This is a genomic window from Streptomyces capparidis, assembly GCF_054782095.1.
In genome coordinates this window covers 199,176-223,098 of sequence record NZ_BAAGTD010000002.1, presented here as the reverse complement: position 1 = coordinate 223,098, position 23,923 = coordinate 199,176, and the positions used below count along the sequence as shown (strand labels likewise).

The following is a 23,923-nucleotide window of genomic DNA, read 5'->3' as shown; positions in this document are numbered from 1 at the left end:
CCCTGCCGCGGTCCGCGCCCTCCTCAGTGCAGTGCCTGCTCCGCCCAGATCGTCTTGCCCGTCGGGGTCTGGCGGGTGCCCCAGCCCTGGGTGAGCTGGGCGACCAGCAGCAGGCCGCGGCCGCCCTCGTCGAAGGTGTGGGCGCGGCGTAGGTGGGGGGCGGTGCTGCTGCCGTCGGAGACCTCGCAGATCAGGGAGCGGTCCCGGATCAGGCGCAGCCGGATGGGTTCGCCGCCGTACCGGATGGCGTTGGTGACCAGTTCGCTCACCACCAGCTCGGTCACGAACGTGTACGCCTCCAGGTCCCACTCGGCCAGTTGCGCCGACGCCCGGGTGCGGGCCTCGGCGACGACGGCGGGGTCGGTGGACAGGTCCCAGGAGACGACCTGGTTGGTGTGCAGCGCGCGGGTGCGCGCGATCAGCAGCGCGACGTCGTCGGTGGGGCGCTCGGGCAGCAGGGACTTCAGCACGGTGTCGCAGGCCAGTTCGAGCGAGCCGGGGGCGGTGGCCAGCGCGCGCGCCAGGGCGGCCATGCCCGCCTCGATGTCGCCGTCCCTGGCCTCCACCAGGCCGTCGGTGTACAGCGCGAGGACGCTGCCCTCGGGCAGGATGCGGCAGGACGACTCGAAGGGCAGGCTGCCCACGCCCAGCGGCGGACCCGGGCTGAGCGGCAGCGGCTCCGGGGTGCCGCCGGGGCGCACCACCAGGGGCGGCGGGTGGCCCGCGGAGGCCAGGGCGCACTCCCGGGAGACCGGGTCGTAGACGGCGTACAGGCAGGTGGCGCCGATCTCCGCGGCGGGCTCGCCGCCGGGTTCGCCCGCGGTCCTGTCGTCGCTGTTGAGGTGGGTGACCAGGTCGTCCAGGTGGGTGAGCAGTTCGTCCGGCGGCAGGTCCACGTCGGCGAGGGTGCGCACCGCCGTGCGCAGCCGGCCCATGGTGGCCGACGCGTGGATGCCGTGCCCGACCACGTCGCCGACGACCAGGGCGACCCGGGTCCCGGACAGCGGGATCACGTCGAACCAGTCCCCGCCGACGCCGAGGGAGGAGCCTGCGGGCAGGTAGCGGTGGGCGACCTCGACGGCGGCCTGCGCGGGCAGCCGCCGCGGCAGCAGGCTGCGCTGGAGGGCCAGCGCGGTGGCGTGCTCCCGGCCGTAGCGGCGGGCGTTGTCGACGCACACCGCGGCCCGGCTGGCCAGCTCCTCCGCCAGCGCCAGGTCCTCCCGGTCGAACGGCTCGGCGCGCCGCACCCGGGCCAGCACGGCGACGCCCAGGCTGCTGCCGCGGGCCCGCAGGGGCACCGCGATCAGCGAGTGCACCGCCCGCCGGCCGCCGGTGGGGTCCTGGGCGGCCCAGCGGGCGAGGCCGGGGTCGTCCCGGCCGCTGAGCACCGGGGCGCCGCTGGCCAGGCAGCGGGCGGGCGGGGTGCCCTCCGGGTAGGTGTCGCGGTCGCCGAGGTCCACCACGGACTGCGCGCCGCCGTCCACGTCGCCCGCCCGGTAGGCGACCCGGCACAGCACGGCGGAGGAGTCGGGGGGCCCCGGCACCGGCTCGTCCCCGTGCAGCAGGGAGCCCAGCAGGTCCACGGCGGCCACGTCGGCGAACCTGGGCACCACCACCGCGGCGAGCTCGTCCGCGGTGCGCACCAGGTCCAGGGTGCTGCCGATGGCGCTGCTCGCCTCGGCGACCACGGCCATCCGCTCCCTGGCCCAGTACTCCTCGCTGTTGTCGTAGGTGGCCGCCGCGACGCCGGTGACCCGGCCCGCCTCGTCCTTCAGCGGCCACACCCAGGTGTGCCAGGCGGTCTTGCGGCTCATGTCGGTGGTGTGGGTGAAGCCCCGGAAGACGGTGGGCTCGCCGGTCGCGGCGACCTCGCGCAGCGCCCGGTAGTAGCCCTCCTGGCCCGGGTCGTCGTCGGAGCGCACCTCGCGGAAGTGGCGCCCGCGCACCCCCTCCTCGGTGACGGCGATCAGGCGGGCCGCCGCGTCGTTGATCCGCACGAACCGCTGCCGGGTGTCGAAGATGGACGAGAAGACCGGCGACTGGGTGAAGGTGCGGTCCACCAGGAGGTGGTCGTTCACCTCGCACACGGGCTCCCGGGCGGGGGGCTCGCCGCCGGGTTCCTCCCGGAAGGCGGCGTCACCGGTGTCCCTGGGCTCCTTCATCGCCTACCACCGTCTCGACCGCATCCCTTCCACCCTGCACGCTTCCCCGACCTGATCCCTGACCGCTCCCCTGAGTGCCCCTCCTGCCCCAAAGACTCCACTTGCTCCGCACTCGTTCCACATGCCCCAAGATGTCGCGCTTAGTCCAGGGTGCGCGCTCGGACCGCGGACCTCAAGCCGGTCGGGCGGCCCCCGCCCGCCCCGCTCAGCCCGCCATGCCGAACAACTGCGTCCAGTACGTGCCGGCGCGCCCGCCCGGCGCGTAGCCGACACCCAGGTGGGTGAACTCGGGCTTGAGGATGTTGGCGCGGTGGCCGGTGCTGTCCATCCATCCGCGGACCACCTCGGCGGGGCCGCGCTGGCCGCAGGCGATGTTCTCCCCGATGCCGCGGTGGGAGCAGCCCGCGGCGGCGGCCCGGTCCCACGGCTGCCGGCCCTCCGGGGTGACGTGCGCGTAGAAGCCGCGGGCGGCCATGTCGTCGCTGTGCGCCTGCGCGGCGGCGGCCAGCCGGGGATCGGGGGCCAGCGGCGGCAGCCCGGCGCGGGCCCGCTCGGCGTTGGTGAGCGCCAGGACGTCCCCCACGGCGCGGGCGAGGCCGGAGGGGGTGAGCGGGGCCGCCCACAGCGCCGTCCAGCAGTCGGGCCCCCGGGAGCCGCCCGCCCGGCCCAGCCCGACGTGGACCAGCGCCGCGTCCCGGAACGGGCGGGCCAGGTCCGCCGCCCCCAGGCAGTACTCCACCAGCTCCGCCGGGTCCCGCGGCCCGGAGACCAGGTGCTCGGCGACGGTCAGGTACGCGTACCCCGCCGCGGTGACCCGCTGGAACAGCGAGACGCCGTCCGGCCCCTCCGCGCCCAGGCGGCCCCGCGCCGCCATCCCCTCGCTGTGCGCCCGCGCCGCGGCCGCCAGCCGGACGTCCACCGCCACCGGCGGCAGCCCGCCCGTCCGGGACCGCTCGGCGTTGACCAGTCGCGCGAAGACCGCCGCCTCCGCCGGCGGCGGGCCCGCGCCCTGGTCCGCGCCGCCGTCGTCGTCCACGTCCACCCCGAAGTCCCGCGCCACCCCCGCGAGCCCGTCCGCGTACCCCTGGCCGAGCGCCCGCAGCTTCCACCGCGCGCCCCGCCGGTAGATCTCGGCGAGCAGCAGCACCGACTCCTCGCCCGGCGGCGGCGGGACGACCCTGGCCGGCGCCTCCCCGCCGCGCCCCGTCACGCTGAGCACCGGCGCGGGCAGTCGCCGCAGGGGCACCCCGGGCTCCGCGGCGCCGACCACCACCGTGACCCGGCTCGCCCCCGCCCGCAGCCGCCGCGGGTCCACCACGGCGGTGTCCCCGCGCAGCCGCACCCCGGGCGCGGCGGGCTGGTTGTAGAACACGAAGTCCCCGTCGCCCGCCACCCGCCCCTGCTCACCGGTGACCAGCAGCGACAGGTCGAACGGCCCGCGGACCCGCACGGTCAGCGCCCCGTCCGGCAGCGCCAGGTTCCCCCCGGCAGCCAACTCCTCCACCGCCACCCCCGCCCCGGCCACCCGGCCCGTCGAACCACCCACCCGGACAACGGGCACGGCGGCGGGAGGGGTTCCCCATGGGGCGGGGCGGGCACCGCCGCCGCCTCGGTACGCCGCCCGGCGGGGGCGCGCTCACCTGCCGGGCAAGGTTCTGCCAAGCGTTCGGCAGGGCTTCCGCCCAGCGTGCCGGGCAGGCAACCCCTCGTTGAGCTCTCCGCCCGCGCCACCGCGCCCGGCGGAGAGGAGGGGGCGGCCCGTATCAGGGCCTCTTAGGAGAACTCCGAGGAAGCATGTCGGCGATCAACACCTCACACCCCATCGGTCCGATCAGTATCACGAGCGGCACCAGTGACACCAGTGGCACCGGCGCCGCCGGTGGCGCGAGCGGCGGAGGCGACTGCGGCGCCGCGGACGGCCGCGGCGGCGCCGGCGGTGCGCGGGCGGGCGGCGGGCCCGGCGCCGTCACCGTGCCCGGCGTCTTAGCCGGCCCCGGCGGCCCCGCGGGGCCCGGGGCGGCCCACGCCCGGGAGTGGCTCACCCTGACGGGCCGCAAGAAGGTGCTCGTCATCGCGCACACCGTCACCTACCTCAAGCGGCTGCGCGAGGTCTTCTCCCTGCTGGAGACCGACCTGCGGATCCAGGTGGTCTTCAGCGCCCCGCCGCACGAGCTGGGCGACGGCGTCCCGCAGCTCCTGTCCCGGCTCGGCGGCGCCGTCGTGCCGTGGGAGCAGGCGACGCGGACCGCGTTCGACCTGGCGCTCGCGGCGGGCCCGCGCCATGTGGCGGACGTGCGCGCCCCCGTCGTCACGCTGCCGCACGGGGCGAACTACCTCAAGCGGATCGTGGGCGCGCCGGACTCCTACGTCGCCGGGCTCGGCAGGCAGGACATCCTGCTGTCCGGCGGCGCCCCGCCGGCCGCCGTCGTCCTGCCGCACCGGGACGAGCTGGCCGAGCTGGCGCGCCGCTGCCCGGAGGCGGTGCCCGTGGCGGCCGTGGTCGGCGACCCGATGCACGACCGGATCACCGCCTCCCTGCCCCTGCGCCGCGACTACCGGCGGGCGCTGGGGCTGCGGAAGGGGCAGAAGCTGGTCGTGATGGTCTCCACCTGGGGGCCGCGCTCCTCGTTCGGCCGCCTGGAGGCGCTGTTCCCGCGGCTGGTCCGCGAACTGCCCGCGCCGGAGTACCGGGTGGTACTGCTGCTCCACCCCAACGTCTGGTCCGGGCACGGCGTCCGGCAGGTGCGGGCCTGGCTGGCCAGGTTCCGGCGGCACGGCGTCGGGCTCGTCCCGCCCGAGGCCGACTGGCGCCCGGTGCTGGTGGCGGCGGATCGGATCATCGGCGACCACGGGTCGGTCACCCTGTACGGGACGCTGACCGGTGCCCCGATTGTCCTCGCCGCGGCGCCGGAGCAGGAGATCAACCCCGCGTCCCCGGCCGCCGCCCTCGCCGTGACGGCGCCCGCGCTGTGCCCCGTCCACCCGCTGGCGGCGCAGTTGGAGTACGCGGCGGCCGAGTACCGCAGGGAGGAGTACGCCGCCATCGCGTCCCGGATCACCTCCGAGCCGGGGCGGTTCCACCGGAACATGCGGCGCCTGATGTACCGGGTGCTCGGGCTCGGCCAGCCCGCCCACCCCCCGGTGACCGGGCCGCTGCCCGCGCCGCCGCCGCTGAGCACCTGGGCGGAGGACGACGTGGAGCTCCCGGCGTGAGCGCCACGCCGCGGCGGGTGCGGGTGGAGCTGGTGGCCGCCGGGCCGGGGCGCGGGTGCGCGCGGGCCGAGGCCGCGGCGGCCGCCGGGTGGCCGCGCGCGGCCGGGCTCGCGGCGTGCGCGCTCGCGGTGCGGGCGCGCACGGGCGGGTACCTCGCGCTGGTGCACTGCTGGACGGGCGGCCCGCGGGACGGGCTGCTCGGCGGGGGCCGCGGCCTCGACGAGCACCTCGCGGTCGGGCTCGCGGGGCTCGGCCGCGAGGAGGCCGGCCGCGCGGGGGAGGCGGCCCGCGGGCGGCCGTGGCCGGAGTGCGCCGACGTGCTGCACATCGGCGGGCCCCGGCCGGCGCTGCCCGCGCTGAAGCTGGCGCGCCGGCTGCTGGAGCGTCACCCCGGCTGCGCGGTCGCGGCGGTGGCGGTGGACGGCGGCGGGGCGGCGCTGGCGGAGCGGGGCGGCAGCCGCCTGCTGCGGCCGGCAGGCGGCGGAGGGCCCGGAGGAGGACCCGGAGGAGGGCCGTCGCACGTCCCCGTGGCCGTCCTCGCGTCCTTCCTGCACGGCTGGCTGTCCCTGGGCGGCCGCACCCGCGATCTGCTGTCGGTGACCGCGCTGCCCGCCGCCCGCGCCGCGACGGCGCGGCGCACCGGCTGACGCACGCCGAATCGTTCAGGCACCGGCCGGTCCGCCGCGGCCCTCCAGCCGGTGCCCGAGCCGGCGCGCGTCCTGCGGCGACGTCGTGGCGTACCCGGCGAGCGCACGCTCGTACCACCGCCGGGCGGCCTCGGCGTCGCCGTGCTCCTCGGCGCACTGCCCGAGCATGTCCGCCGCCCTGGCCTGCCAGTGCACGGCCCCCGACGACGTGAAGACGGCCAGGGCCCGCTCCAGGTCGGCCACGCCCGCCGCGTACGCGCCCGCGCTCGCCCGCGCGCGCCCCAGGAACGCCAGGGCGCGGGCCGCGTCGTGCGGGTCGTCCACGGCCACCAGCTCCTCGTGGGCCGCCGCGAAGAGGGCCGCCGCGGCGGCGGGGTCGGCGGTCTCCAGCGCGACCTGGCCGAGGACGACGCGGGCCAGGGCCGCGCCGCGCGGGTAGCCGCACTCCCGCCACAGCGCGACGGCCCGCTCCAGGTACGGCACGGCCTCCGCCCAGCGCCCCGCCTCGCGGTGGCAGTCGCCCAGGCCGAGCAGGGCCTGGCCCTCGTCGCGGGCGTCGCCCGCCTCCCGGGCCGCCCGGCGGGACCGGCCGTACCAGTCGATCGCCTCGTCCAAGCGGCCAGCCGCGCTCAGCCCGATCGCCCCGGAGTTGAGCATCTGCCGCTCGGCCGCCCGGTGCCCCGCCCCGCGGGCGGCGCGCAGCCCGATCTCGTGCGCCTCGATCCAGTCCTCGTAGTACCGCAGCCGCAGGAACAGCGGCCACATGGCGTCCACCAGCCGCCAGGCCGTCTCGTCCCACCCGCGCCCGGAGGCGGCGCGCACCACCGCCATGAGGTTCTCCCGGTGGGCGTCCAGCCACGCCAGCGCCGCGGAGTCGCTGCCGAACGCCACCGGAGGGCCGGGCACCGCGGGGCGGGGCAGGTCCCGGGCCATGGCGGCCTGCGCCGGGGTGAGCCTGAGCTGCGCCGTGACGGCCGTGCACAGGTACCAGTCGCACACCCGCCGCAGCGCCTCCTGCCCGGCCGCGGCGTTCCCCTCCGCGCGCCCCCGCTCCCCCGCGTGCAGGCGGACCAGGTCGTGGAACCGGTACCGGTCGGGGCCGGTCTCCTCCACCAGGTTGGCCTCCACCAGCGTGTCCAGCAGTGGCTCGGCCCGCTCCGCGGGCACCCCGGCCGCCGCGGCGGCGACACCCGCGTCGAAGAAGACCACCGGCAGCACCCCCAGCAGCCGGTACAGGCGCGCCGCCGCGTCCGGCAGGACCCGGTACGACTCCTCCAGCACGTCGTCCACCGCCGCCTCCCCCTCCACGTTGAGCACCGAAAGGCGCCGCCGGTCCTGGGCGAGCGCCTCCACCATGGCCCGCACCGGCTGCCGGGGCCGCGAGGCCAGCCGGGCCGCCACCAGGCACACCGCCAGCGGCAGGCCCGCGCACAGCGCCACCACCTCCCGCGCCGCCTCCTCGTCGGCCTCGACCCGCTCCGGCCCGATGCCCCGGCGCAGCAGCTCCAGGCCGGCCTGCCCGTCCAGCGGCCCGACCCGGTGGAACACCGCGCCGTCCATCCGCAGCCCGGTCAACCGGTGGCGGCTGATCACCACGGCCAGCGCGCCCGCCGAGCCCGGCAGCAGCGGGCGGGCCTGCGCGGCGGACAGGACGTTGTCGAGCACGACGGCGACGCGGCGGCCCGCGGTCGCCGAGCGCCACAGCGCCCCGAGTTCCGCCGGGTCGGCGGGCACGGCGGCGGCGCCGAGCGCGCGCAGGAACCGGCCCAGCGCCTCCTGCGGGGCGACCGGGCCGCCGGGCGCGTAGCCGCGCAGGTCGGCGTAGAGCACCCCGTCGGGGTGGTCGTCCGCGACGGTGTGCACCCAGCGGGCCGCCAACGCCGTCTTGCCGACCCCCGCGGTGCCGCTCAGCACCACGACCAGGGGCGCCGCGTCCGGGCGGGCGGCGCGCAGCCGGTCCAGGGCCGCAAGGTCCGGCTCCCGGCCGGTGAAGTGGCCGGTGACGGGCGGGAGCTGACGGGGCACCGGCGGACGGTCCGGCGGCGGCGCGTGCACATGGACTCCGCCCACCACGTCGCGCGCCTGCACCACCGGGCCGGTGAACGGCCCCGCGCCGCCGATGACGTTCGCCTGCCCGCCCCGGTCCCCGCCCGCCGTGTGCCGCTCGGCCCAGCCGCGCAGCGCCCCGGCGAGGCAGGGGCGGGCGCGGGCCTGGTGGAGCAGCTCACCGGCGAGCGCGTCCAGGTGCCGCTCGTCGTGCGGGACCGGCTCGCCCGGGGCCGTGCCGTCCAGGTGCCGGGCCAGCCGGCCGAGCTCGGGACCGCGCTCCACGGCGTGCGCGGCGGCCAGCTCGGCCAGCGCCCACCAGGCGTGCCACGGGCTGCCCCGCGCCGCCACCGCCGCGAACGCCCCGCGTAACTCGGCGAACGTCACCGTCCCCATGCACCGCCCCCCCGCCCCCGCAGTCGCCCGCCGTGGCTGTACACCGGTGCATGCCTACCCAGCGGCGGCCGCGGACACGCCGCGGCCCGCCGGTCGGCGGGAAGCCGCCTCCGCCCGTCTGGCGGAGCGTCAGTCGGCGTGTCATCCTCACTCGGGGCGAGGGATGACCGGCGAGAGGGGGCGCTGGTGCTGATCCACTTGCTGGGGCCGGTGGAGCTGCACGGGCACGGGCGGCGGTTCCCCCTGCGGTCCAACAAGGAACGCCTGGTCCTGGCCGCGCTGGCCCTCGACGTGGGCCGCCCCGTCGCGCGGGACACCCTGGTGGACCGGTTGTGGGACGACCGCGCGCCCGCGGGTGCGCGGGCCAACGTCCACTCCTACATCTCCCGCATCCGCGGGGTGCTCCGCCTCGCCGCCCCCGGGGAGGGCAGTTGGTCCCTCACCCACCAGAGCCACACCTACCGGCTCACGGCCGACCCGGACAGCATCGACCTGCACCGCTTCCAGCGCCTCACCGCCCAGGCCGGCGCCCTCGCGGACAGCGGCGACGACGTACGGGCCGCCGCGCTGCTGACGGAGGCGGAGGAGCTGTGGCAGGGCGAGGCCCTGGCGGGCCTGCCCGGCCGCTGGGCCGAGTCCACCCGCGAGAGCCTGGACGAGAAGCGGATCGCCGCCACCTCGGCCCGCGTCGCCGCCCGGCTGCGGCTCGGCCACTTCGCCGAGCTCACCGGCGAGCTGTCCGCGCTGGTGGACCTGCGCCCCGAGGACGAGACGCTGGTGGGCCACCTGATGGTCGCCTACCACGGCTGCGGGCGGCACGCCGAGGCGCTGCGCCTCTACCAGCGCACCCGCCGCCTGCTCCGCGAGGAGTTCGGCTCGTACCCGGACGAGGAACTGGCCGCGCTGCACCGCCGCATCCTCGCCCGGGAACCGGCGCTCACCCTGCTGGGCGGCGCCGCGGCCGGCACCGCCCCCGACACCGCGCCGCCGCCGCGCAACCTGCCGAGGTACACGCCGCTCGTCGGCCGCGAGACGGAACTGCGCAACCTGCGCGCCGCCGTCGAGACCGCGGCGGGCCACGGCTCGGTCGTCACCCTGGAGGCGATCTCGGGGATGGCGGGGGTGGGCAAGACGGCGGTGGCGGTCAGCGCCGCGGACCGGTTCGGTGAGCACTTCCCGGACGGGCAGTTCTACCTCGATCTGCGCGGGGCCGCCCTCAACCAGGAGCCGCTGAGCCCGTCCGCGGCGCTCGGCATCCTCCTGCGGGACCTCGGCGTACCGGCCAACACGGTGCCCTCCACCGTCGAGGAGCGCGCCGCCCTGTGGCGCACGATGCTGGCCCGCCGGCGCGCCGTCGTCGTCCTGGACGACGCGGCCGACCCGGAGCAGGTCCGCCCGCTGCTGCCCGGCCCCTCCCCGTCCCTGACCATCATCACCAGCCGGCGGCGGCTCACCGGGCTGCCGGGCGTCCGCTCCGTGGCGCTGGACGTGCTGCCGCCCGCCGACGCCATGGCGCTGTTCCGGGGCCTCACCAGCCCGGAGCGCACCCGGGACACCGACGAGCTGGCACGCGTGGTCCGCCTGTGCGGCTACCTCCCGCTCGCCGTCGAGATGGCTGCCGCCCGCTTCGACGCCCACCCGTCCTGGGACCTGGCAACACTGAGGGAGCGGCTGGAACGCAGCCCGGGGCGGCTCGGCGAGATCAGGGACGGCAACCGCGAGATCGCCCGCGTCTTCGAGGTCAGCTACCAGGCGCTGACGCGTGATCAGAGAACCGCGTTCCGGCGGCTCGGGCTCCACTTCGGTGCCGAGTTCGGACCGTATGCCGCGACCGCGCTGCTGGGCATTCCTCTGGAGCGGACGGAGCGGCTTCTCGAGGAACTGCACCACCGGCACCTGATCCAGGAGCCCACCGCTCACCGCTTCAAATTTCACGATCTCCTGGGTGAGTTCGCACGCTCGCTGGCTCTGTCCGAGGACGACGAGGAGGAACGCGCCCTCGCCCTGCGCCGACTGATCGACTTCTACGTGTGTGCCGCGGACCAAGCCGACCGTGCGCTTTTCCCCCGGCGCCTGCGGCTGGAGGTGCACCACGCCGTTCCAGCTCCTCCGCTGCCCCTGTGGAGAAATGCCGACGAGGCAAGAGGTTGGTTCGCCATGGAGCGCTCCACCCTGCTCGCCGTGGAGTCCCACGCGCGCACTCATGGCGCCCCTGAACGGGCCGCCGTCCTCAGCCACTTGCTGATGGGCTTTCTGGAGGCAGAGTGTCACTGGAGCGACGCGGAGCGGCTCAGCCGCCACGCGGTGGATCACTGGACGGGAAGCGACGACCGAACGGCCTTGTGCCTCGCCTTGCTGGACCTGAGTAACAGCCACACAAGCACGAGTCGCTACGCCGAAGCCACGGATGCGGGCTTCCGAGCCCTCGAACTGGCACGCGGGGACGGCAACACGGCAGCAGAGGCAGAGGCGCTGCGGGGGCTCGGGGTGCTGCACTACCACCTCGGCCAGCACCAAACGGCCCTCGCCTTCCACCGTGCAGGCCTGAGATTGCAAGAGGAGGCGGGAGAACCCCTGGGCGTGGCAAGCTGCCACAACAACATCGCCATCTCATTGCTGCACCTGGGTGACTATGAGAACGCGCTCGCTTACTTCAACCGCGCGCTCGCCGAGTTCCAGCAGACCGGACACCAACTCGGAGTCGGTAGAACGTTGAACAACCTGGGAGACCTCTACCTCCGCACGGGAGAACTCGCCTCCGCGCGCCGGACCTTCGAGGACTCGCTGTCCCTGACCAAGAAGTCAGGAAATGTGTCGGACCAAGCCATCACCCAGTTGAACCTGGTGGACATCCTCTCCGCGTGCGGTGAAACCACTTCGGCGCTCGACATCGCACGGGAGGCGCTGTTCATTCTGCGGCGCCTCGGAGACCGCAAGCAGCAGGCGAACGCATTGAATCGCATAGGGGTTGCCTACCAGGGCGCTGGTTGCGCCGAGGAGGCCCTCGCTCACCACCAGAGCGCCCTGGAGCTCTCCCGGGCCATTGGTGCGGCGCACGAAGAGGCGCAGTCACTTCGACACCTCGGAGAAGCCGAGGCCAGTCTCGGCCGCCTGTACATAGCGACCGAGCACTTGGAGGGGGCCGTCACTCTGGCCGACCGAATCCAGGCCATGGACGAGGGCGGCAGGGCCCGCGACGCACTTGCCGGGATACAGCTTCAGTCGGGTCAGTCGGAGAAGGCCTACGAGTTATGGCAACAGGCGTTCGACATGCTGCGAGGGCTTGACGGCACCACAGCAAGCAAAATTCACCAGAAGCTGATCAGTTTCGATCATATCAAGGGAGAATCGCAAACATAAAGACCCTGTCGGACGCTTGCTCGCTCCTATGCTCGATTTGATCTAGGGCGCTCTCGCACATATGATCAATACCGCCTGGCCAGGCTTCACCGAAAGCTCGTACATAGGGCGGAATTGTGACCTTGAGGTACAGTGCGTCGGCGGTGGTCCTGGTGGGTGCCGCCATCTTCGGAACGACCCTTCTCGCGCCAACCGCTTTCGCAGCGGAGCCGCGCCCTCACCACCCCCCGGCGGCTCCGGCCACCAGCCCGGGCGCGAGCCCCACCGGGCACCCCGTGGAGAGCTGGATATGCATCCCCACCAGCGAAAGCGCCGGGCTGCTGGACTGACTCCCGACGGGTCAGGCGCGAATCCCACGGCGTCCACTCCCCATGTGAGGGGTGGACGCCGTGGGCAGTCAGCACGAACATCCCGGCAGCGCACCGCAGCCCCACCGAGGGCCGGCTCGAACCCGGTCGGCCCTCGGCGGACGCTGCGCCGGGTAACGTGCCGGACGCGGCCTTGGGGGACCACCTCGTCCCACCAGCCGCACGCCGTCATGCCGCGAGTCCGACACGTGCAAGGAGGCCAGCCGATGCCAAGGAATCGAGTGCCGGTAACCGTGCTGAGCGGGTTCCTCGGCGCGGGGAAGACCACCGTGCTCAACCACCTGCTGCGGCACAGCGGCGGCGTCCGGATCGGCGTCGTGGTCAACGACTTCGGGCGGATCAACATCGACGCGCTCAGCGTCGCCGGGCAGGTCGATTCCATGATCTCGCTGGGCAACGGGTGCCTGTGCTGCGCCGTGGACACCAGCGACCTCGACGAGATGCTCACCCGCCTCACCCGCCCCCAGGCCGGGATCGACGTCATCGTGATCGAGGCGAGCGGGCTCGCCGAGCCGCAGGAGGTGATCCGGATGGTGCTCGCCAGCGGTAACCCCCGCGTCGCCTACGGCGGTCTGGTGCAGGTGGTGGACGGCGCGGAGTTCGGCGCGTCCCGGGCCGGGCACCCGAACCTGGACCGGCAGTTGCGGCTCGCCGACCTGATCGTCGTCAACAAGGCCGACCGGCTGGACGAGGCCGGGGCGCGGCGGGTCCGCGAGGAGGTGCGGCGGCTCGGGGAGGGGTCCCCGGTGGTCAGCGTCTCCTACGGCCGGGTGGACCCCGAGCTGCTGTTCGACCGGCGGTCCCGCCCCGCGGGGTCGTCCCGGGCCGAGCAGTTGTCGTTCGACGCGCTCACCGCGGCGGACGACGACCACGGCGCCCACGTCCACGCCGGCTACCAGAGCGTGGAGTTCACCAGCGATGCGCCGCTGCACCCGCGCCGGTTCATGGAGGTGCTCGACGGCCGCCCCGCCGGCCTTTACCGGGCGAAGGGCTTCCTGCGCTTCGGGGTCAGGGGCCGGTCGGGGCAGAAGTTCACCCTGCACACCGTGGGCGGGTACGTGCGGTTCCGGCGGTCCCGCTGGCAGCGGGACGAGCCGAGGACCAGCCGCCTGGTGATGATCGGCACCGGCCTGGACGCGGACACGCTGCTCAAGGCGCTGCGGGAGTGCGCGGTGGACGAGCCCGGCGGCCTCGACCCGCAGGAGCTGATGCCGGTGCTGCGCCATCTCGAACCGTCGTGAGCGCCTCCCCGGCCGGGCGCGACGCCCGCGGGCGGGTCACACCTTGCAGAACGCCGTCTCCACGGCCGCCACGATCCGGTCCGCCGTGGCCCGGTCCACCTCGCCGCCCCGCGCGCCCTCGCCGAACCCGGCCGCGGTCTGGTCCACCACGGTCTCCCGCGGCACCCCGGCCGCCAGCGCCTCGCAGGCGGTGACGCTGCCGCGCACCACGTCGCCCTCGTCGGCGGCGAGCTCGGGGGCGATCGCCTTCAGCGCCGTCACCAGCGCCCGCGTCTGGGCGGCGTCGGGGCTCGGCGCGGGCGCGGACTGCCCGTCGGGGGTCGGCGACTGGCTGTCGCTCGCGGGGACCCGGTCGTCCGCCGAGTCCCCGCCGGAGTCGGAACCGCAGGCGCCGAGGGCCAGCAGGGCGGCCGCGGCGGCGACGGTGACGCGGAGTGGGAAGCGCATGGCGCCAGAGTGCCCGAAGGGCGCGCGCACCGCCAATTCCGCTGCCGCGCCGCCCGGCCCCGCCGCGGCCCTTACCACGGCACCACCGCGTGCACGTCCTTGCCGTCCGGGCGCGGCACCGCCCCCGCCCTCCGGGCCAGGAGCCGCACCAGCGGCCAGCCGAGGCCGCCCCCGCCGGCCGGGTCGGCCTCGCGGACCCGGGGCAGGGTGCGGCTGGTGTCGCTGACGACGACCCGCACCCCGGCCCTGCTGTGCGACAGGTGCAGCACGCACGGCCCCGGCGCGTGCCGGACCGCGTTGGTGACCAGTTCGGAGACCACGAGCAGCAGGTTGTCGCGGGCGCCGGGCGCCCTGGCCGGGGTGTCGGCCGCCAGCGCGAGGGCGTACGCCGCGGCGGCCTCGCGGGCGGCGGCGATGGTGCCCCGGCCGCCCTCGAACTCCACCCGGACACGGACGGGCCATCCCCCACCGGTCCTGTGCCGTCCCACCGCCCCGGGTCCTCTCGCCGCCTAATCCCCGGCGTTCAGGAAGGCGTCGAGCCCCACGAGCCGCACCAGGCGGGCGGGCTGCGCCCGCAGGCCCACCACGGTCAGCCCGCCGCCGGAGGCCAGACAGCGCCGCCGGATGTCGATCAGGGCGTGGATCCCGGCCGAGTCCATGAACGGGACCCGGGACATGTCGATGGCGAGCGGCGGCAGCGGCTCCGGCATGCCCGCCACCGCGGCGCGCAGGGCGGGCACGGAGTCGTGGTCGACCTCACCATGGGGCTGGAGGACCACGGTGGAGCCGTCGTTGCGGACGACGACCGGCAGGGAACGCACGACGCTGACCCCTTGTGTGTCGCGGGTGAGGGCTTTCGGGGATGTCGCCCGCGGTGCCGGAGCGACCACGGAGCGCGAGAGCGCCCGTCTCCACCGTCACACACCGATCCCGCTCGTGCCACCCCGCCTTGACGGATCGCGGTAACCCGTGCGGCCTCCGCCCGGGCCGCCTCGCCCGGCGGGGCGAGGCGCCTGCCGCTCCTGCCGTAGCCCCGGGTACGCCCCCGCGTGCGCGGCCTGGCGCGCCGGCCCGGCCGCGGTGGCCCCGGCCGCCCGCGGCCCGCTGCGGCGCCGGGCGGAGGGCTAGTTGGCCTCGCGGGCTAAGGCCGTCGCCACCCGGTGCTCCAGGGCCTTGACCGCCCCGATCTTCTGGTACGGCTTCAACCTGGCGCGGAAGTCCTTGAGGTAGGCCCGCACCCGCTGCGACTGGATGTCCACCACGCCGGGCAGCGCCTGGAGCGCCACCTCGCAGGACCGCTCCACCTCACGGTCCAGCAGATAGGCGTTGGCCAGGGTGAACCGGGTGAACACCGCGCTGCGCGCGTATTTGGAGGTGCGGCACGACAGCGCGGCCGCCGCGTACCGGCGCGCCTCCCGGCCGCGCCCGAGCGCCACCAGGCAGTGCCCGAACTCGTCGGCGAGCTCGCCCGCGTCGAAGTACGCCAGCCACTCCGGTTCCTCGGTGGGCCGCACCGCCTCGAAGTGGCGTTCCGCCTGCGCGAGCGCCGTGTTGGTGGCGCGCACGTCGCCGAGCGCCGCGTGCGCCCGCGCCTCCATGGCGTACAGCACGGCGCGGCCCGCGGGCGTCGTCACCGACGCGCCCTTCTGGAGCGCGGCGTGGACGATGTCCAGCGCCTCCCGGTAGTCGCCGAGGAACACCGCCTGGTGGGCCAGCACCCCCAGGATGCGCGCCGCCAGCGGCCGGTCGTCCGCGTGGTGCGCCAGCGTCACCCCGAGCAGCAGATGGCGGCGGGCCAGGCCGTGCTGGCCGATGTCGTAGGCGATGTGCCCGCTGCGCAGGGCCGCCGTGGCGCCCGCGGCGAACAGGGAGCGGCCCACCGCGGCCCCGTACCTGCCGTGCAGCAGCGGCAGCAGCTCCGAGCGCAGGAAGTTGGTCACCGCGGTGCGCACCGCCCCGCCGCCGAACCGGTTCGCCAGCGCCGAGTGCACCGCGCTGGCCGCCCGCACCCTGGCCACGTCCGCGTTGCCCACCCGGGGCCCGTGCCCGTAGTACTTCGGCGGCGTGGACGGCGAGGCCACCAGCCAGCGCAGCACGGGACCGGCGAGCGAAGCCGCGGGCACCGGTGGCAGGCGCGGCCCGTGCGGGTCGTACTCCGTCCCCCACAGGGTGGCGGCGGCGTGCACGGCGGCGATGGGCAGCGTCGGGCCCTCCATCCCGACGTGCGGGTCCACGCTGTGCCCCGATGAGGCCATCCCTATGTCCGCGGGGGAGAGCACCTGTCCCGACGCCATCGTCAGCACCTCCGCGATGATCTCGGGAGGCACGGCGCGTGTCGGCGAACCCGACCGCCACCGCTTGACGGTGGTGTGGGTACATTTCAGGTCCAGTCCGCGCTGCGCACCCAGCCGGCGTATCCGCTGCGCCAGGCCCTTGTTCGACAGGCCGGCCTGGTTCATGGCCGCGATGAGCAGGGTGTTCCCCTCCGCCGCCGTGAACTCCCCTGGATCGTCTGCCCCGTTGGATGTCATGGCCGGACTGTAATCGGCGAAATCGGCCTGGAATTGTGACGATGAACCCCCGCGAACCCCTTGTGGGCCCTTGATCGTGCCGCGTGCCCCCCGTGGACTTCACCCGCGGCGCCGACCCGTGGTTCGCTGTCGCCCGGCAGTACCGCGCGCCGCCGCGGCCCCGCGCCCCTTCGCCCCGACACGAAGGCCGTCCGCGAGCCGCGCCGCCGGGCGCGCCCGCCGTGCGACGGTTCACACGGCGCTGACCCCTCGACGGTTCACGGGACGGTTGATGACACATCGCGGCGGCGGGCCGACACCCGCCCTGTCCCGTCCCCTCCACGGCGCCGGCGTCTGACGCGCGCCGCCCTCCCCCTTTTCCTGAGGACTCCACACATGGCCACCCCCGCCCCTTCCCGCTCCCGCTCCTCCCGCCCAGGACCCGCGCTGTGGTGGACCGGCGCCTGCGTGGCGGCGGCGCTGGGGGCGGCCGGGCTCGCCCTCCTGCCGGAGCCGCGGGAACCGGCGGGCCTGGCGCGGTTGGCGGCGGTGGCCCTCGCGGGCAACGTGGTGCTGTTCGCCGCCGCCGTCCTCCAGCGGCGGCTGGCGCTGCGGCTGCGCGCCGACGCCGAGCGCGGCGGCCGGGCCGCGGCGGCGGCGGCCGAGGAGTCCACGGCCCGCGAGCGGGAGCTGCGGGAGGCCGAGCGCTCGGCGTTCCTCGCCGTGGCGGACGACCTGCGCTCCCTCGCCCTGGACCAGCAGCGCGGCCTGGACCGGATGCAGCGCTCCCACGACGACCCCGAGACCCTCGACGGCCTGATGCGGGCCGACCACGCCGCCACCCAGCTCGCGCACCGCGCCGAGAAGCTGCTCGTCCTCGGCGGCACCCTGCCGCAGCCGCGGGTGGGCGGCCCGGTGCCGCTGCTCGACATCGTCCGCGGCGCCCAGTCCCGCATCCCGCACTACCAGCGCGTCCAGATCCACGGCGACCTCTCCCGGGGTGCCGCGCTCGCCGCTGCGCCGGGGGCCGCGGAGCCGCTGGTCCACGCCGTCGCCGAGCTGCTGGACAACGCCACCCGCTACTCCCCCGCCGACCGGGGCGTGGTGGTCACCGTCACCACCGTCCAGGACAGCGCCCTGATCGAGGTGGACGACGCCGGGCCCGGCCTGTCCCCCCGCGACCTGCACGAGGCCCGCGCCCGACTCGCCGGCCCCGACCCCCTGCCGCTGCCCTGCCTGACCGGCCCCCGCCCCCAGCTCGGCCTGCCCGCGGTGGGCCGGCTCGCCCGCGCCTACGGCTTCGCCGTCACCCTGGCCACCCCGTCCACCTACGGCGGGGTGCGCGCCTCGGTGACGATCCCGCACCCGCTGCTGTCCGGCCCGCTCACCGCCCCGATGGGCGCTCCGGCCCGCCACTGAACCCCGGCGCCCGCGGGGTCGCCGGTCAGCGGTTCCGGGGGTGGCCGCGCGCCGCCCGCTCGTTCCCCCGCTTGTACGCCCCCGTCCAACGGGCCATCACCACCTGCGCGTCCCCCGCGGCCACCTCGCCGAGGAACCGTTCCGCCCGGCCGCCCCGCAGCACCGCCGCCTGCCGGCCGTGATGCGTGACGACCACACTGCCGTCGGCCCGCCGCGCGTACTCGAACCCCTGTGCCTGTCCCATGCCGGGAGCCTAGGGCCCGTCCCGGGACCCCGTGGTGCGTCAGGTCCCCCGCCGCGCCGGCAGCCGCTCCCCCGCGTCGTACTCCTCCCGGGACCGCCCCACCTCGTCCAGGTGCGCGGCGGACCACTCGGCCAGCGAGGCGAACAGCGGCGCCAGGCTGCGCCCCAGCTCGCTGATCTCGTACTCCACCCGCGGCGGCACCTCGGGGTGGTAGGTGCGCACCACCAGGCCGTCGCGTTCGAGCTGCCGCAGCCGCTGGGTCAGCACCTTGGGCGTGATGGAGCCGATGCGGCGCTCCAGCTCCACGAACCGCTGCCGCCCGTGGGTGTGGAGCGCCCACAGGATCGGGGTCGTCCACCGGCTGAAGACCATGTCCACCACCGGCGCGATCGGGCAGGCCAGCTCGGGATCGTCGCCTCCCCACCCTGTGTCCTCCACCACAACAGCCCCTTCCCGCCAGTACTTTCCCCTAGGTACCTACTATCCCCACGAAGGTAGCGTCCTTCCCGTCCACCGAGAACGTCCACCGGGGACGCCCGCCGAGAACGTCCCCCGGGACGTGCGCCGAGGTCGTCCATCGGGGAGAACCGAGAGGAATCGACCATGATCGTGGTGACGGGAGCGACGGGCAACGTGGGGCGGCCGCTGGTGCGGGCCCTGGCCGGGGCGGGCGAGCGGGTGACGACGGTCTCCCGCGGCCCGTGGACCCCGCCGGACGGCGTGCGCCACCTGCGCGCCGACCTGGCGGAGCCCGAGGGCCTCAAGCCCGCGCTCGACGGGGCCGAAGCCCTGTTCCTGCTGTTCACCGGCGCCCTGCTGGCCGACCCCGCCCACGCCGGGGCCGTGCTGGCCGCCGCCCGCTCCGCCGGGGTGCGGCGCGTCGTCCTGATGTCCTCCCAGGGCGTGGGCACCCACCGCCACCCGCCCGCTTTCGAGGACGAGGTCCTGCGCTCCGGCCTGGAGTGGACCATGCTGCGCCCCGGGGGCTTCCACTCCAACACCCTGCTGTGGGCCGACGCGGTCCGCGCCCGGCGGGAGGTCGCCGCCCCGTTCGGCGACGTCGCCCTGCCCACCATCGACCCGGCCGACATCGCCGACGTCGCCGCCCTCACCCTGCGTACCCCCGGCCACACCGGCCGCACCTACACGCTGACCGGGCCGGCGCCCGTCTCCCCGCGCGAGCAGACCGCGGCCATCGCCGCCGCGCTGGGCGAACCCGTCCGCTTCACCGAGCAGACCCCGCAGGAGGCCCGCGCCGACCTGCTGACGTTCATGCCCCCGCCCGTCGCGGACGCCACCCTGTCCATCCTGGGCAGCCCCACCGCCGAGGAGCAGCGGGTGGACCCCACCGCGGAGCGGCTGCTCGGCCGCCGCCCCCGCGCCTTCGCCGAGTGGGCGGCCCGCAACGCGGACGCGTTCAGGTGACCGCGGCCCTCACGTCACCGCCGCCGCGGCCACCCGCCCACCGGCCCCGCCCACCGCTTCGGCCAGCCTGGCCAGCGCCGCGGCGTCCCCGCTGCCGTCCTCCGCGCTGAACACGTGCAGCACCAGCCCGGTCTCCCCGGGCGTGGCCGGCACGTGCAGGGTCTCGTAGTCCAGCGTGAGCCGCCCGGCCACCGGGTGCCACATCCGCTTGCGCCCCGCCGCGCACATCACCACCTCGCCGGTGTCCCAGATCCGCCGGAACTCGGGGCTGCCGCCGGACAGCTCGGCGATCAGCGCGGCCAGCCCCGCGTCGTCCGGGTAGCGCCCCGCGGAGACCCGCAACTGGCCCACGGCCTCCTGCGCCCTGGGCTCCCAGTCGGGGAAGACGTCCCGGGACGCGGGGTCCAGGAAGAGGTACCTGGCGTTGTTCCGGTCCCGGCGGGCCGGGTCGTCGAGGCCGCCGAGCAGCTCGGCGCCCAGGGCGTTCCACGCCACCACGTCCAGCCTGTGGTCCGTCGCGAACGCGGGGAAGCGCTCCATGCCGTCCAGCAGCCGCCGGAGCAGGGGGCTGACCCTGGCCGTGGGGACGGGGCGGGGCCGGGCGGCGGCGAGGGTGGCGAGGTGGCCGCGCTCCGCCGCGTCCAGGCCCAGCGCCCTGGCGAGCGCGTCGAGCACCTCGGGGGACGGCTGGGTGGCCCGGCCCTGCTCCAGACGCACGTAGTAGTCCACGCTGATCCCGGCGAGCTGCGCCAGCTCCTCCCGGCGCAGCCCGCGCACCCGCCGCCGCCCGCCCCCGGAGAGCCCGACGCGCTCCGGCGCGACCCGCCCGCGGCGGGCGCGCAGGAACTCGCCGAGCGCCCTGCGGGGGTCACCGATCCCGTCGCCACCGTCCATGGGATCAAGTATGCGTGGCCCTGCCAGTACCAGGACCGCCGATCCGCCGGTGGAACAGGGCTCTGGCTGCCTCCCCGCGCCCGCGGGAACGTGGCGTCATGACCGAGACCACCCCCCGACAGCCCAAGAAGATCCTCCTCGTCAGCGCCCACCCCGAGCCCCGCTCCCTCAACGCCGCCCTGACCTCCTTCGCGGCCGGGCACCTGCGCGCGGCGGGACACGAGGTGCGGTCCAGTGACCTGTACGCGATGAAGTGGAAGGCGACGGTGGACGCCGACGACTTCCCCGACCACGCCCCCGGCGGCCGCCTCGCGGTGATGGCCGCCTCCGAGGAGGCCACCCTGTCCGGGCGGCTGTCCCCCGACATCGCCGCCGAGCAGGAGAAGCTGCTGTGGTCCGACGCGGTCGTGCTCCAGTTCCCCCTGTGGTGGTTCTCGGTCCCCGCGATCCTGAAGGGCTGGATCGACCGCGTCTTCACCAGCGGCTTCGCCTACGGCCCCGCCGTCCCCCCGCCCTACGGCCAGGGTCCCCTGGCGGGCCGCCGCGCCCTGGTGTCGGTGACGATCGGCGCTCGCGAGACGTCCTTCTCCGACCGCGGCGTCCACGGCCACCTGAAGGACGTCCTCCACCCCCTCCTGCACGGCCTGTTCTGGTTCACGGGCATCGCCCCCCTGGAGCCGTTCGCGGTGCACGGCTCCAACGACCTCTCCGACGCCGGGTTCACCGCCGCCAAGGAGCGCTACGCCCACCGCCTCGACACCCTCTTCGACGCCGCCCCCATCCCCTACCGCTCCCTGACCGGCGGCGACTACGACCACGACATGCGCCTCCTGCCCGGCGTGGAACCTCCGGGCACGACGGGTCTCGACCTCCACATCCACCCGCGGCCCTGAGCCTGCCCGCCCCTCGCCCCGGCCCGCACTCCGGGCGGCACCGTCCGCCCACGGGCCGCGTCGGGGACCGCCCAGGCGGCACCCGGCGGCGCGCGGGCGGCCGACGAGCCGCCCGCGCGCGGACCCGGTTCGATTCACGGGGGCGGTATTCGAGGCCGTCGTCCCCCACCCTCCGAATCCGGACTTCCGCCCGCACCCCCTCCGCACCCGTACCGCGGTTACTTCGCTCCGCTGTAAGGAGTGATCTGAACGTGCAGATCGGCCCAGTTGGTGCCGCCCTCGGGGCTGACGAACCGATGGGAGAGCATGTTGGTGTTGTGCACGTACAAACCGGTGATCAGCAGGTCGCAGGCCAACCCGTCGACCTGCACGGCCCTTTCCACCTTGACGTCCTTCACCGTGACCACATCCGATTGCGCGGCCACCGGTCCCCGGTTGGGCGACTCGTAATGCTCGAAAGTTATGGTGAAGGGCTGCACCGGCCCGCCGTCGACGCTCACGCTGACCTCGAGGTCCACCGTGAACCGCTCGAACGGCAGATAGATCGGGAAGTTGTGGTGCGTGAACGTGCCCAGCAGGAACGGGTCACCGCCGACGTGCGCCTGGACGGAGACCCCGTCGAAGGCGTAGGAGCTGGTCTCCTTGTTGACCGCGGAACCCCAACTGAGCTGCGGATGCCCCAGTGGACTGAAGTGCGATGCGTACGACGGGTCCCCGCCGACGGCGACCCACTTACCGCTGGTGACAAGGTTGGCCATTACAGGACTGCCCCTTCCTCCGGTGCACCGGACGAGCCGCCTGTCGAAACGCCATGACACCCGAGGGCGAAGCACAGTGGCTGACTCATGCGCGCGAACAAGGCGAATACGGTGGCGGACGGTCAGGCATGGGCCGCTCTGGGCGCGAATGACGCGGAAACCGCCACGGATCCGGCGCGCACCGCGCCCACCGTGACAAAGTCGATTCCGCCGCCGACCTCGGTGCGGATATCCGCACAGGCCACACTCACCGCGCGCCCCTCCCATCAGCATTCCTGCCGATCCGCCGGTTCGCCCAAGGCTCGCGGGAACCGGTACGCCGCGCAAGGACCCCCAACAAGCAGGGCGCGCTTTTCGGACATACGCGCGACACACACCCCCACAAGCCGAAAGCGGCTCCGCCGAACGACGAGTCCGTCGCGTGCAATCCCGAGTCCGCGATTCCAGCGCCGGTCCGTGATTCCAGCGCCGGCCGCGATTCCAGCGCCGCACCGGCCCACCGCGGGCCCACCGACACCGAACCGACCCGCCGCACCGGCGAGCCCGGGCCCGACGCCCCCAAACGCAGAAGGGGCACCCCCGGATCGGGGGCGCCCCTTCTGACCAGCACCTACGGTGACCTCGGCGGAGGGTGTGGGATTTGAACCCACGGTGACGTCGCCGCCACGACGGTTTTCAAGACCTTCCGTCGATCACGGGTCGGTCGGCGTTCCCGCGCTGGTCAGACGAGTGCCGGAACACCCGCCGAGCCGTCGTCATCGTCGTCGTGCCCGCTACGTGCCCGATCCTGGTTGTCGTGCCCGGACGGCTTGAGCCATTCGTCGAGCCCCTGTGCCACCTCCGCATCCCGGCCGTCCATCGCTCGGGCGTAGTGCCGGGTCGTGACGCTGGCGTTGGAGTGGCCGAGCCGACGGGCGGCCGTCATGACGCCGTGCCTGTCGGCCACCCAGGTCGCATGCGAGGCCCGCAGGTCGTGCGGCGTCACGTCGGTGAGTCCCGCCGCCTTGACTGCCGGGTCGAAGTGGGCCTTGCGCCACTCGTTGTAGCGGAGCGGCTTGCCCTTGCTGTTGGTGAACAGCAGAGCGTCCGGCCGATCCGGCACGCCGGTAGCCAGGTGGGCGCGCAGCCTGCCGACGAGGGTTGCCGACAGGGTGAGCACCCGCGTTTGGTGCGACTTGGGCGTGTCGAAGGCCATCACCCCGCCTGCCTCGGCAAGGTTCTCATCCACCCGAAGCCACCCGTGTTGAAGGTCCACGTCCGAGCGGCGCAGGGCGAACGCCTCACCGATCCTCAGACCGGCGAAGGCCAGCAGGGAGATCAGCAGATCGTGAGGGGAGTCCGCAGCCCTGGCCACGCGCGAGGCTTCCAGGGGGGTGACGATGTGCGGCTCGGTGTGGGGCATCCTCGGCAGCCGCACGCCCCGGCACGGCGTCTCAGGGATCAGGCGGTTGACCACGGCAGCGGTCATGATCTGCGACAGCACCCGGTATGCCTGCCGGATCCGCGACGCGCTCAGACCCTGCCCGGTCATGTCCGCCACCCACTGAGCAACCATGATCGGGCGCACGTCGGCCACACCCATCTGCCCGAAGCACGGCGTGATCCTGGAGTTGATCAGCGAGCGGTACGAAGCACGGGTCTTGAGCTTCAGTTGCGGCCCCACCGACGACAGCCACTGTTCCGCCCACTCACCCACGGTGGTCTTCCCGTCGGCAGGGTCAAGCCAGCGCCCGTCTTCAATCTCGTCTTCCTTCTTGGCCAGCCACCGCTCAGCCTCCTTCTTGGTGCCGAAGGTGTGGGGCGCGGGGTGGTCAATGCCGTCCGGGCCCCGATAGCGGGCCTGCCACCGGCCGGAGGGGAGCTTGCGGACGCGCCCGAAACGACGCTTCTTGCCAGCCAC

General features: G+C 75.1%; 19 protein-coding genes. 7 read left to right on the top strand and 12 right to left on the bottom strand.

What is annotated here, in order from left to right:
* Nucleotides 1-23: 23 nt before the first annotated feature.
* Entirely contained in the window at nucleotides 24-2,162 is a 2,139-nt protein-coding gene (locus tag ACYVO2_RS03045) for a SpoIIE family protein phosphatase (protein WP_461005955.1), read from the bottom strand.
* A 205-nt stretch (nucleotides 2,163-2,367) separates the two neighbouring features.
* Nucleotides 2,368-3,666 (bottom strand): CAP domain-containing protein, encoded by a 1,299-nt coding sequence (locus ACYVO2_RS03040; RefSeq protein ID WP_461006033.1) that lies wholly within the window; start codon nucleotides 3,664-3,666, stop codon nucleotides 2,368-2,370.
* A gap of 290 nt (nucleotides 3,667-3,956) precedes the next feature.
* On the opposite strand from ACYVO2_RS03040, the gene ACYVO2_RS03035 reads away from it, so the two are divergent.
* Nucleotides 3,957-5,375 (top strand): hypothetical protein, encoded by a 1,419-nt coding sequence (locus ACYVO2_RS03035; protein WP_461005954.1) that lies wholly within the window; start codon nucleotides 3,957-3,959, stop codon nucleotides 5,373-5,375.
* A complete protein-coding gene (locus ACYVO2_RS03030; RefSeq protein ID WP_461005953.1) occupies nucleotides 5,372-6,022 on the top strand; it encodes a hypothetical protein in 651 nt (216 codons plus the stop codon). The genes ACYVO2_RS03035 and ACYVO2_RS03030 overlap by 4 nt, the downstream gene beginning before the upstream one ends.
* 15 nt (nucleotides 6,023-6,037) lie before the next feature.
* On the opposite strand, the gene ACYVO2_RS03025 is transcribed toward ACYVO2_RS03030, so the two are convergent.
* The gene (locus ACYVO2_RS03025; protein ID WP_461005952.1) at nucleotides 6,038-8,464 is read right to left on the bottom strand and encodes an ATP-binding protein; all 2,427 of its coding nucleotides are present in this window, start codon (nucleotides 8,462-8,464) and stop codon (nucleotides 6,038-6,040) included.
* Between the two features lie 186 nt (nucleotides 8,465-8,650).
* Between ACYVO2_RS03025 and ACYVO2_RS03020 the strand changes: the two genes are divergently transcribed.
* On the top strand, nucleotides 8,651-11,824 hold the full coding sequence (locus ACYVO2_RS03020; protein ID WP_461005951.1) for an AfsR/SARP family transcriptional regulator: 3,174 nt from the start codon (nucleotides 8,651-8,653) through the stop codon (nucleotides 11,822-11,824).
* Nucleotides 11,825-12,398: 574 nt separating this feature from the next.
* Nucleotides 12,399-13,433: a CobW family GTP-binding protein gene (locus ACYVO2_RS03015; RefSeq protein WP_461005950.1), complete on the top strand. Its 1,035-nt coding sequence runs from the start codon at nucleotides 12,399-12,401 to the stop codon at nucleotides 13,431-13,433.
* Between the two features lie 36 nt (nucleotides 13,434-13,469).
* Here ACYVO2_RS03015 and ACYVO2_RS03010 read toward each other — a convergent pair whose 3' ends face one another.
* The 4 genes from ACYVO2_RS03010 to ACYVO2_RS02995 all read right to left on the bottom strand — a co-directional run bounded on the left by ACYVO2_RS03010 (nucleotide 13,470) and on the right by ACYVO2_RS02995 (nucleotide 16,411).
* Complete coding sequence (locus ACYVO2_RS03010) at nucleotides 13,470-13,880, bottom strand: hypothetical protein (protein ID WP_461005949.1); 411 nt, start codon at nucleotides 13,878-13,880, stop codon at nucleotides 13,470-13,472.
* A gap of 71 nt (nucleotides 13,881-13,951) precedes the next feature.
* Entirely contained in the window at nucleotides 13,952-14,368 is a 417-nt protein-coding gene (locus tag ACYVO2_RS03005) for an ATP-binding protein (RefSeq protein WP_461005948.1), read from the bottom strand.
* A gap of 21 nt (nucleotides 14,369-14,389) precedes the next feature.
* Nucleotides 14,390-14,701: an STAS domain-containing protein gene (locus ACYVO2_RS03000; RefSeq protein WP_461005947.1), complete on the bottom strand. Its 312-nt coding sequence runs from the start codon at nucleotides 14,699-14,701 to the stop codon at nucleotides 14,390-14,392.
* Nucleotides 14,702-15,004: 303 nt separating this feature from the next.
* Nucleotides 15,005-16,411: a helix-turn-helix domain-containing protein gene (locus ACYVO2_RS02995; RefSeq protein ID WP_461005946.1), complete on the bottom strand. Its 1,407-nt coding sequence runs from the start codon at nucleotides 16,409-16,411 to the stop codon at nucleotides 15,005-15,007.
* Between the two features lie 375 nt (nucleotides 16,412-16,786).
* Here ACYVO2_RS02995 and ACYVO2_RS02990 point away from each other — a divergent pair, with 375 nt between their 5' ends.
* A complete protein-coding gene (locus tag ACYVO2_RS02990; protein WP_461005945.1) occupies nucleotides 16,787-17,809 on the top strand; it encodes an ATP-binding protein in 1,023 nt (340 codons plus the stop codon).
* 25 nt (nucleotides 17,810-17,834) lie between these two features.
* Here ACYVO2_RS02990 and ACYVO2_RS02985 read toward each other — a convergent pair whose 3' ends face one another.
* Both ACYVO2_RS02985 and ACYVO2_RS02980 read right to left on the bottom strand, forming a co-directional pair.
* Nucleotides 17,835-18,053, bottom strand: coding sequence for a hypothetical protein (locus ACYVO2_RS02985; protein ID WP_461005944.1), 219 nt, complete (start codon nucleotides 18,051-18,053; stop codon nucleotides 17,835-17,837).
* Nucleotides 18,054-18,092: 39 nt separating this feature from the next.
* The gene (locus ACYVO2_RS02980) at nucleotides 18,093-18,425 is read right to left on the bottom strand and encodes a winged helix-turn-helix transcriptional regulator (protein ID WP_461006032.1); all 333 of its coding nucleotides are present in this window, start codon (nucleotides 18,423-18,425) and stop codon (nucleotides 18,093-18,095) included.
* A 231-nt stretch (nucleotides 18,426-18,656) separates the two neighbouring features.
* On the opposite strand from ACYVO2_RS02980, the gene ACYVO2_RS02975 reads away from it, so the two are divergent.
* Nucleotides 18,657-19,478, top strand: coding sequence for an SDR family oxidoreductase (locus tag ACYVO2_RS02975; protein ID WP_461005943.1), 822 nt, complete (start codon nucleotides 18,657-18,659; stop codon nucleotides 19,476-19,478).
* A 9-nt stretch (nucleotides 19,479-19,487) separates the two neighbouring features.
* On the opposite strand, the gene ACYVO2_RS02970 is transcribed toward ACYVO2_RS02975, so the two are convergent.
* Complete coding sequence (locus ACYVO2_RS02970; RefSeq protein ID WP_461005942.1) at nucleotides 19,488-20,372, bottom strand: helix-turn-helix domain-containing protein; 885 nt, start codon at nucleotides 20,370-20,372, stop codon at nucleotides 19,488-19,490.
* A gap of 98 nt (nucleotides 20,373-20,470) precedes the next feature.
* On the opposite strand from ACYVO2_RS02970, the gene ACYVO2_RS02965 reads away from it, so the two are divergent.
* The gene (locus ACYVO2_RS02965) at nucleotides 20,471-21,265 is read left to right on the top strand and encodes an NAD(P)H-dependent oxidoreductase (protein WP_461005941.1); all 795 of its coding nucleotides are present in this window, start codon (nucleotides 20,471-20,473) and stop codon (nucleotides 21,263-21,265) included.
* A 218-nt stretch (nucleotides 21,266-21,483) separates the two neighbouring features.
* Here the strand turns inward: ACYVO2_RS02965 and ACYVO2_RS02960 are convergent, their stop codons facing one another.
* Together ACYVO2_RS02960 and ACYVO2_RS02955 are read right to left on the bottom strand one after the other, a co-directional pair.
* Nucleotides 21,484-22,023: a choice-of-anchor K domain-containing protein gene (locus ACYVO2_RS02960; RefSeq protein WP_461005940.1), complete on the bottom strand. Its 540-nt coding sequence runs from the start codon at nucleotides 22,021-22,023 to the stop codon at nucleotides 21,484-21,486.
* 721 nt (nucleotides 22,024-22,744) lie between these two features.
* A complete protein-coding gene (locus tag ACYVO2_RS02955) occupies nucleotides 22,745-23,923 on the bottom strand; it encodes a tyrosine-type recombinase/integrase (RefSeq protein WP_461005939.1) in 1,179 nt (392 codons plus the stop codon).

What these genes read in the sequence shown, in the direction of transcription:
- ACYVO2_RS03045 (WP_461005955.1), bottom strand. Translation starts at nt 2,162, where the DNA reads ATGAAGGAGCCCAGGGACACCGGTGACGCCGCCTTCCGGGAGGAACCC.
- ACYVO2_RS03025 (WP_461005952.1), bottom strand. Translation starts at nt 8,464, where the DNA reads ATGGGGACGGTGACGTTCGCCGAGTTACGCGGGGCGTTCGCGGCGGTG.
- ACYVO2_RS02980 (WP_461006032.1), bottom strand. Translation starts at nt 18,425, where the DNA reads ATGGTCTTCAGCCGGTGGACGACCCCGATCCTGTGGGCGCTCCACACC.
- ACYVO2_RS03010 (WP_461005949.1), bottom strand. Translation starts at nt 13,880, where the DNA reads ATGCGCTTCCCACTCCGCGTCACCGTCGCCGCCGCGGCCGCCCTGCTG.
- ACYVO2_RS02960 (WP_461005940.1), bottom strand. Translation starts at nt 22,023, where the DNA reads ATGGCCAACCTTGTCACCAGCGGTAAGTGGGTCGCCGTCGGCGGGGAC.
- ACYVO2_RS02975 (WP_461005943.1), top strand. Translation starts at nt 18,657, where the DNA reads ATGATCGTGGTGACGGGAGCGACGGGCAACGTGGGGCGGCCGCTGGTG.
- ACYVO2_RS02985 (WP_461005944.1), bottom strand. Translation starts at nt 18,053, where the DNA reads ATGGGACAGGCACAGGGGTTCGAGTACGCGCGGCGGGCCGACGGCAGT.
- ACYVO2_RS02970 (WP_461005942.1), bottom strand. Translation starts at nt 20,372, where the DNA reads ATGGACGGTGGCGACGGGATCGGTGACCCCCGCAGGGCGCTCGGCGAG.
- ACYVO2_RS03015 (WP_461005950.1), top strand. Translation starts at nt 12,399, where the DNA reads ATGCCAAGGAATCGAGTGCCGGTAACCGTGCTGAGCGGGTTCCTCGGC.
- ACYVO2_RS02965 (WP_461005941.1), top strand. Translation starts at nt 20,471, where the DNA reads ATGACCGAGACCACCCCCCGACAGCCCAAGAAGATCCTCCTCGTCAGC.
- ACYVO2_RS02995 (WP_461005946.1), bottom strand. Translation starts at nt 16,411, where the DNA reads ATGACATCCAACGGGGCAGACGATCCAGGGGAGTTCACGGCGGCGGAG.
- ACYVO2_RS02990 (WP_461005945.1), top strand. Translation starts at nt 16,787, where the DNA reads ATGGCCACCCCCGCCCCTTCCCGCTCCCGCTCCTCCCGCCCAGGACCC.
- ACYVO2_RS03035 (WP_461005954.1), top strand. Translation starts at nt 3,957, where the DNA reads ATGTCGGCGATCAACACCTCACACCCCATCGGTCCGATCAGTATCACG.